This is a genomic window from Helicobacter sp. T3_23-1059, from assembly GCF_053654515.1.
The window spans coordinates 1-8,233 of the sequence record NZ_JBSIUV010000072.1 but is presented as its reverse complement, the minus strand read 5'-3'; the positions used below and the strand labels follow the sequence as shown (position 1 = coordinate 8,233).

The 8,233-nt window shown below is 40.4% G+C and carries 7 protein-coding genes; all 7 read right to left on the bottom strand.

From position 1 onward, the window contains the following. Window positions 1-305: 305 nt before the first annotated feature. Entirely contained in the window at window positions 306-1,502 is a 1,197-nt protein-coding gene (locus ACWIX0_RS12220; protein WP_454174263.1) for a restriction endonuclease subunit S, read from the bottom strand. Beyond that, complete coding sequence (locus ACWIX0_RS12215) at window positions 1,499-3,223, bottom strand: HsdM family class I SAM-dependent methyltransferase (RefSeq protein WP_454174262.1); 1,725 nt, start codon at window positions 3,221-3,223, stop codon at window positions 1,499-1,501. Before ACWIX0_RS12215 ends, ACWIX0_RS12220 begins: the two co-directional genes overlap by 4 nt. Then, window positions 3,223-4,623 carry a type I restriction enzyme subunit R domain-containing protein gene (locus ACWIX0_RS12210; RefSeq protein WP_454174265.1) on the bottom strand — a complete coding sequence of 467 codons (1,401 nt, stop codon included), beginning with the start codon at window positions 4,621-4,623 and terminating at the stop codon, window positions 3,223-3,225. Before ACWIX0_RS12210 ends, ACWIX0_RS12215 begins: the two co-directional genes overlap by 1 nt. Beyond that, a complete protein-coding gene (locus tag ACWIX0_RS12205; RefSeq protein WP_454174264.1) occupies window positions 4,563-6,329 on the bottom strand; it encodes a DEAD/DEAH box helicase family protein in 1,767 nt (588 codons plus the stop codon). The genes ACWIX0_RS12210 and ACWIX0_RS12205 overlap by 61 nt, the downstream gene beginning before the upstream one ends. Then, entirely contained in the window at window positions 6,287-6,493 is a 207-nt protein-coding gene (locus tag ACWIX0_RS12200; protein WP_454174261.1) for a hypothetical protein, read from the bottom strand. The genes ACWIX0_RS12205 and ACWIX0_RS12200 overlap by 43 nt, the downstream gene beginning before the upstream one ends. A 279-nt stretch (window positions 6,494-6,772) precedes the next feature. Next, window positions 6,773-7,375: an HsdM family class I SAM-dependent methyltransferase gene (locus tag ACWIX0_RS12195; RefSeq protein WP_454174260.1), complete on the bottom strand. Its 603-nt coding sequence runs from the start codon at window positions 7,373-7,375 to the stop codon at window positions 6,773-6,775. Further along, window positions 7,335-8,233, bottom strand: an 899-nt coding sequence (locus ACWIX0_RS12190; protein WP_454174259.1) for a type I restriction-modification system subunit M, incomplete at its 5' end; no start/stop codon positions are given. The genes ACWIX0_RS12190 and ACWIX0_RS12195, both read right to left, overlap by 41 nt.

Genomic DNA, 8,233 nt, shown 5'->3' with positions numbered 1-8,233 from the left:
AAGCTCCCTCCCATTGCGGAGGGGGTTTGGGGGTGGGTCAAGATTCTCTAAATCACTCTAACATTACAAAGAGATTTTTATTTAGAATCACAGAATTTTAGGATTTTAAGATTTTGGAATCTAATTTTGTTTTGTTAAAAGATACCCGCCCCATAGCCCCTCGTGATAAGAGAGGGAGGATCACCCATATTGTCATATTGATGTTTTCTCAAGAAACTGAAATACCTATATTGTATGAATCTTTGAGATACTTCGCTACGCTCAGTATGACAAATAAAAAGTTGTCGGTATGACAAAAGATGGGGTTAGATTCGCACTTGGGCGTTTAGGAGCAATGGCAAAAGAAAATCGCGCAAAGATTTTAGCTTTTCGTTTTCTAATTTATTTTGCTTCATTTTTTCAAAAATCGGCGTAACATAATTTTGAAAAGTTACATAGATTTGTTCATTATATGGGATAGCTAGATATTCAATAGCACTTCCAGCGTGCAATATATTTGTTCCCACCGCATATTTTTTAATCGTGGATTGAATAAAATTATCGCTAAAAATAAAATACAAAGTTGCAGAATTTAAAACATTTTCTTTATCATATATTTTTCTTATACCTGATGAAAATGTGCCATTTAGTGCATAAGAGATTCTGCCTACGCTACCATCAAAAGAGACTAACAAATCATTTATGCTAACTTTGGGACATTCATTATAAAGCGTTTGATTTATGTAAGTATTGCCTGAATTATCCATATCGCCCACGCGGTAAAATTTGATACAATCCTTATTTTGTTTGCCCTCGATATACGCAGAAGTCCCGTATTCCTCGCCTCGTTCAAAGACTAATCTATCTTTCAAAAACAGCACTTCAAAATGTTGTGGGATTTGGCGGTTTAGGGTTTGGTTAAATGTCATTGCTCCGCCACTTGATTTGTAAGGTCGCCCGTTAATATCGGGGAAGTCAAATTGGACGAAGTAATATTCATAAATCGCCTTTGCGAGATTCTCCAAAGTCGCGTTTATTGTATTATTCACCGCGATTTTGTCGTCAATGGATTTTAGAAAATGCCCTATTTTCTTTTGATTTGACAAGTCTAGATTCAAGAGTTTAAAATTTAAAATATGATTTTTATCGCCTCTTGGCATTTTTGAGCCTTTTGAACCTGCCATATTGTAAGCAAAGAAAGAATCTTGCGATAAACAATATTTAATATATGCGGGGTCATATTTTTCATTTGTCCTAAAAACTAACACATCAGCCGAGCAACCACCCGTAAATTCTGCTAACCAAATTTTCTTAAAATATGGTCTAATATTTGAAAGCAATATGTCGTTTTTTAAAAATTGCGTAACTTTTAAATTTAAAGGCACATTTTCTGCTTTGCTAATTCCCGCTTTGTTTGGTAGCATATTGTCCGTTGTTATATAATTATTTTGTGATAAATCATTAGTGGAGATTTTGGGCGACAAAACATATTTTCCACAATCTTTTAAACTAACTTTTCTCATTCCCCAAACCTTAGATTTTGGATTTGTGTGAGAATCTCCGATTCGAGATTGTGCGAAGTTTTAAAATGCGCATTAAGCGATTCGCTAAAATCTGCAATTTTGCTTTTAAATTCTGCCTCGCTTATATCGATATGCTCGCATTTCACCGCGAAATATTGCCCTGCGGAGAATGAGTAGCTTTTGGCTTTTATACTTTCAAAATCCACTAGGACGCTAAAATCCTCTATCGCTTCATTTGCTAAAAAGGTGTTTATGATTTTGCTTTCCTCTGCATTTGATAAAAGCGTTTTTTGATTTTTGCCCTCTTTGATTTTACTCCCTAGTTTGGAGGCGTCCATTAGTAAAACCTTTTTGTTGTCATTGTGCGAATCTGATTTATCGATAAAAATGATAGAGACATTTGTCCCTGTGGTAGCGAAAATATTTGATGGCATAGAGACTACGCCTTTTAGGGATTTTTCGCGCACTAGGCGTTGGCGGATTGTCTTTTCTATGGTGCTTTGGGCGGTTAGAAATCCTGTGGGGACGACTACGGCGGCTTTGCCTTTGTCGTTTAGAGAGTAAATGATATGCTGTAAAAAGCAAAGATAAATAGGCATTTTGTCTTTGTCTTTTTTAGGCACATTTGGGATACCAGCGAAAAATCGCTCGTTTGCGTTTGGGAGGGATTTTAGAGTGTCGCTAAAATCGCTAAAATCAAGTTTAAAAGGGGGATTTGAAATGATAAAATCAAATCTTTTGTCGCTGTGCTGGGGTGTGGTAAGCGTGTTGCCTTGAATGATATTTGCGATAGAATGGGTAAGGTTATTTAAAATCAAATTTAGCCGAAGCATAGTGGAGGACTTTTGGCTAATGTCTTGGGAGTAGATAGAGCATCTATCCTCGCTTATTGTATGGGCTAGACTCATAAGAAGTGAGCCACTTCCTGCGCTTGGGTCATAAGCCTGAACGGATTTTGGGCTATCTTGCCCTACTAAAATGCGCGACATAATGTGTGCGACATTTTGAGGCGTGAAATACTCGGCGTATTTGCCTCCGCCGTCTTTGTTGTAGTCTTTGATGAGGTATTCAAAAATGGTGGCGAAAAAGTCGTATTTTTGCGTGAAAATGTCCTCAAAGCTAAAATTTATAAGCGGACTTAGGCAGGCACGAGCGAAATTGTCGCGGTTTGAAATATCGACAATGTAGTTGCTAATGGATTCAAAGAGTTGGACTTTTTGCCCACCGCCTGTTTTAATCGCAAAAATATCTTTGTTTAGCTCGGCAATGGCTAAAAGCGTAGAATCTAGTGTGGTGGCGAAATCTGGCTCGTTTTGGCTTGAGTAGAGCGCGGATAGATAATGCTCTCTTTGCAAATGCGCGGATTTTGTGCCTATTTTGTAAAGGAGGGTTTGATAGTCTTGCTCTGTGTAGGTTGCTATTTTTTGCTCCCATTGTTTGCCTGCTATTTTTAGCTCTGAATCGGCGTTTTTTGCCTCGCAAGCGAATTTGTCGTTTAAAAATTTGTAGAGAAACATAGTAATGATGATTTTGTATTCATTGCCGTCATTGCCTAATCCATAAGCTGCGCAAGTGGCTTTTAGCTTGTCGATAATGGCTATGATTTGGCTTTGGGCGTCTTGTGTGCTTTGCGTGGCGTTTTGTGGCGCGGGTTTTGCGTTTGGTGTGGTTGAATCTGTCGCGTGTGGCGTGCTTGGTGTGGCTCTTTTTGTGTGTGTCATTATGCTACCTCCATAGTGTATTGATTAAGATATTCTTTTGTGATGAGTTGGGCGATAAAATCTAGCCTTTGGCTCGAATCTAGCGTAGAATCTGGCGTGGATTGTGGCGATTTTGTCGCTTTTGGTGTGGGCAAAATCTCACCTAAAATCTCGCTACATTGTTGCGCGACAAGGGATTTTATCTGCGCTTCAAAAAACGCTTCATTATCTAGCAAGTGCTGATTTGCTAAAAGGGCGTTGTCGGTTTGTGTCTTTATGCGTTGCAGGGATTCACAAACGCGCATTTCTAGCTTTTTGGACTGCGTGGGGGTTAGGTTTGGTGGGATTTGCTCTTTTATGCGTTTGTGGATTCGCGCGAATTTGTAGTCTCCGCTGAATTTGTGCGCGATTAGCTCGTTTGTGCGGTTTAGCTCGGTGATTTGTGCAAAAAGGCTATCTAGGGCTTTGGTGTTTGCTTCTATGTCTTTTTGTGTGATTTGGCTTAAATCTTTTTTGGCAAAAAGGGCTAAAAGTGCGTCTTTTAGGGCTAAAAATTGCGGGTCGGCTTTGTCAAAATTGCTTTGCAGGGCTTCTCTTGTGCGGGCGAGTGCGGATTTGTAAGAATCTGCGATTTGCAATTCGACTTCATCGACTTTGACAAAGCTAAATAAAATGTCCTCCATAGCGAGATTTAGCCATTTGCTTATGTCGGTTTTAGAATCTAGTGCTTCTTTGAAATTTAGTGTGGCGATTTTGCGCTCTACTTCGTTTAGGAGCTTGGAGTATGTGGCAAAATCGCTAAAATCAAACTTTGCTTTTAGTGTATTGTCGCCTTGAATGCGGATTGCGTTTTGTAGCTCTTTGGCTAACTCTAATGCTTTGCGTAGCTCATATAGCGTTGCTTTGTCGTTTATCTCGCTCATCTGGCGTGAGAAAATCTCTAAATTGTCCGTGTCATAGTCAAAAAGGGCTAATCTTATGGATTCTAAATCGTTTTGTATTTGCTCTTGGGTTTTAAAAATATGGCTAAATTTGCAAAACTCATCGCCTAGCTCGCTTTGAAGCTCGGCAAAATAGGCTTGATTTGCTTTGTCAAACTCTGCGCTAATGTCGGCAAAATCCACAATATAGCCGTAGCGAAAATCTTTGTAAGGGCGATTTACACGCGCTAGGGTTTGCAATAAACTATGCTCTTTTATCTTTCTATCAAGATAGAGTTTTTTAAGGCGTGGGGCGTCAAAGCCTGTAAGGAGCATATTATAAACGATGAGCAAGTCGATTTTGCCTTTCTTAAAATCATCTATATTGCGTTTGCGCGTGGGTTTGTCATCAATATCGTGCAAGATGAGTGCGGCGGAGTTTAGCGCGCATTTGTCGTTTGGGGCGTGGGCTTTGTAAGTGGCTTCAAAGACTTCAAAAATGTTTTTGCTTGATTAGAGCTAGAGCAAACTATCATCGCGCCTAGCGTGGAGTCGTGCATAATCCGCGCCTTTTTAAAATCATTAGCGATAAATTCTAGCATTGGGGTTACAAACTTTTTGTGCGCGTAGATTTGGGCTATGGCTAAATCTTTGTTGTTTATCTCAATCTCTGCTATGGCTTGTTTTAGATTCTCTTTGTAGTGTGTCTGTATGTCCTCGCGAATCAGACGCAAAGTGTAGCCATCAGCGATAGAATCATTGTAGTAGTATTGGTGGATATAATCGCCCCAAATGTCCGTAGAAGAGGCTTTATTTTTGCTGCCTAAAAGTGGCGTGCCTGTGAGAGAGATAAAAATCGCATCTTTATCCAAACTCAAAAGATTTGCTAAATATGAGCCATTTTGTGCATAGCTTCGGTGTGCTTCATCGATAAAGTAGATTCGCTGAAAACTTATAGCATAATCGCTTGGGATTATCTGCGTATCTTGCGGGATTTGCTGGATATTTATAATGGTGATTTCATCTGCGCCTTGTGCGTTGCTAATGGCGGATTTGTCTTTTAGCATAGTTTGTAGCTCTGCTTTGCTATTCACACTGCGCACACGCAAGCCTCGCGCTTCAAATTCGCTTTGTGCTTGAGATTTTAAATCTAGCCTATCAACGATAAAATAAAACTTCGTTAATATGCCTTTATGTGCGAAATAATCTTGCAAAAACTTGACATTATAAAACGCAAAGGCTGTTTTGCCTGAACCTTGCGTATGCCAAATAATGCCTCGTTTCGTGCCTTTATCAAGTGCATTTTTAAGCGCTAGCTGGGCAAAAAACTGCTGATAGCGCATAATGTGCTTTTGTATGCTTTGTCCTTGTGTGTCTTGATGCTTTACATAAGCTATGCCGTATTTTAGGAGCTGGGCTAAGCGAGGTTTGCTAAAAAGCGAGATAATGAGGCGATTTGTGGGCGTGGATATTTCTTTGTTTGTGTGAAATTCTGGTGCATTTTTAATGCCTATGGCGTTATTGTCTTGCAAAATCGCATTTTCTTGTGCGTCATAGTGTGCATCTAGCGGGAGGAGATTTTGGGCTAGTGTGTCAAAGTCTTGCTCTCTAAAACGATTTAAGAAAAGTTTATCGCTTGAAACCGTAGCATAAAATGCCCCGCTAATGCTCTGTGTGCTATCGCTGTCGTATTCTTGGTTGTTTGAAAAAACTAAAATCTGCAAGGCGTTAAAGAAATTTTTAAATTTTTTATTGGCAAGGCGGGAGTGCATTCTCTCATACTCTGCGATAATGCCTTCTTTGTTATGCGGGATTTTCACTTCGATAAAGGCGAGGGGCAAACCATTGATAAGTAGCGTAATATCGGGGCGAAATTCATCATCGCCATTTTTGTAAGTAAGCTCTGGTATAGCGTGAAATGTGTTGTTTGCAAAGTTTTCAAAGTCGATTAGCTTTATGCTATTTGTGGTGTGGGTAAGGCGCGTGTAAAATGTCCGCCCCAAATCATCATAATCTAGGCTTAAAAGCAATTCTTGGAGCGTGGCTTTTATGTCGTTTGTCTCGGCGTGTGGGTTGATTTTGGCGATACTTTGTGTGAAAAGATTTGCAAAAAGGTAGTTTTGTGGAGATTCTAGGTTTAGGCAGGGATAGTTAAATCTATCTTTTACCCACGCGCTAGCGGGGGGGGGGGGGAGAAAATGTCGTATTTATGCGGACTTTCAATCGTTTTTTGCGCTAAAGATTGTAGCGTAAAATCTTGCAATATAAAGTCTTTTAATGCAGAATCTTTTAGCGAGAGATAGCTAAACCCTAAACGGCTAAGCGTAAGGAGTGCTGGAATCTTTACGCGAGAATCTTCGTTAAAAATCATTACGCCACCTGTATCCTAAAAATGTAAAATGAAATCCAAAATAATCTTGTAATTATAAGCAAAAATCTTTAATTTTGTTTGCAAATTAAATGTGATAGACTTGATAAAAATGAATGTATGATAAGACACAATGTGCAACAACAATTACGCAAACATAGGAGATAATTTTTGCACATTTTAAAATTTAAACTTTGTGATAATTATGTGCTAACTTCGCTTATAAAATCGCTTAGTCGCAATTTCGCATACAAACTATGTAAAAAAGCATTAAACCAAAATCTAACACACGCTCTCAAACTCTCTCATCGCGCTTTGCAAGTCGTTTTTTATCATCGTAGCGATTTCACGCGGAGCAGGTAAAACCTCCAAATCCCCCAAACTCTCATCTTTTAGACAAAAAATATCCAAATTTGCCTTCTCACTTGCCAAAATAGATTCCGCGCTAAATGCCCTAAATCGCTCACTCTCTACGCGCCCATCAAAATTATCCGCGCAAAAGCACCGCTCAAAGTCGCTCAAATGCTCCGCACTCAAAGGATTGCTAACCAAACTTAGATTTACATTACTTCGCAAGTCATACACCCACACTTTATCCGTGCGTAGCCCCTTGCTTAAAGGCTCGTATTTATCAAAAAACAGCACATTTGCCTTAACGCCCTGCGCGTAAAATATCCCTGTGGGCAAACGCAAAATCGTATGCAGGTTAAATTCACTCAAAAGTCGCTTTCGCACGCGTTCCCCAGCCCCGCCCTCGAAAAGCACATTATCAGGCAAAACCACCGCAGCTTTGCCACCGATTTTTAGCAGACTCATAATGTGTTGGAGAAAATTTAGCTGTTTATTACTCGTAGTGGCGATAAAATCTTCGCGTGTATGTCTCACTCTCGCGCTTTACGCTCCCATCTTCGCCCATTATTTTGGTGCTAGATTTTTTGCCAAAAGGTGGATTTGTGAGAATCATATCAAAGCGCACATTGCCTAGCTCCAAAAGCGAATCGCCCTCTATGACTAATGGGCGTTGCGCTTTAGAATCCGCACCCATATCGCCCACGCCAAGCCCGTGCAAAAAGAGATTCATCGCACACAGACTTACCACTAACGGTGTTATATCCTTGCCATAGAGTTTATCCTCGCGCAAAGCGCGCAAAATCTCGCTATCTTTGCTCTGTGTTTTCATATACGAGTATGCCGCAAGTAAAAATCCGCCCGTCCCACACGCAGGGTCGCACACGGACATTTCAGGCGTGGGGCGCATAAGCCGCACGATACTTTCACACAGCACTCTTGGCGTGAAATACTGCCCCGCCCCAGCCTTTGTCTCCGTAGCGTTTTTTGCCAAAAGCCCCTCATATATCGCGCCTTTGACATCGACACTAAGCCCTAGCCAAGTCTCGCCATCGACTAGGCTTATAAGCCGTTTGAGTTTAGCGGGTTCGTTGATTTTGTTTTGCGCTTTTTGATAAATCGTGCCGACTATCCCGCTTTGTTTGGATAGTTCGTTTAAAGCCCTACTATACGCGCTCTCTAGCTCCAAACCATCGAGCTTTTTTAAAATCTCCCAGCGAAATTCTTTTGGTATCATTGATTTTGCGCTAGGATTCACGCGTGCGATTTCACTCTCCATTTTTAAAAACAGCAAGTAGCTTAACTGCGCGACATAGTCCGTGTAGCTCACCCCGCTATCGCGCAATATATTTGCGTAGTCCCAAACTTTTGCGATTAGATTTTGTGCGTTCATTT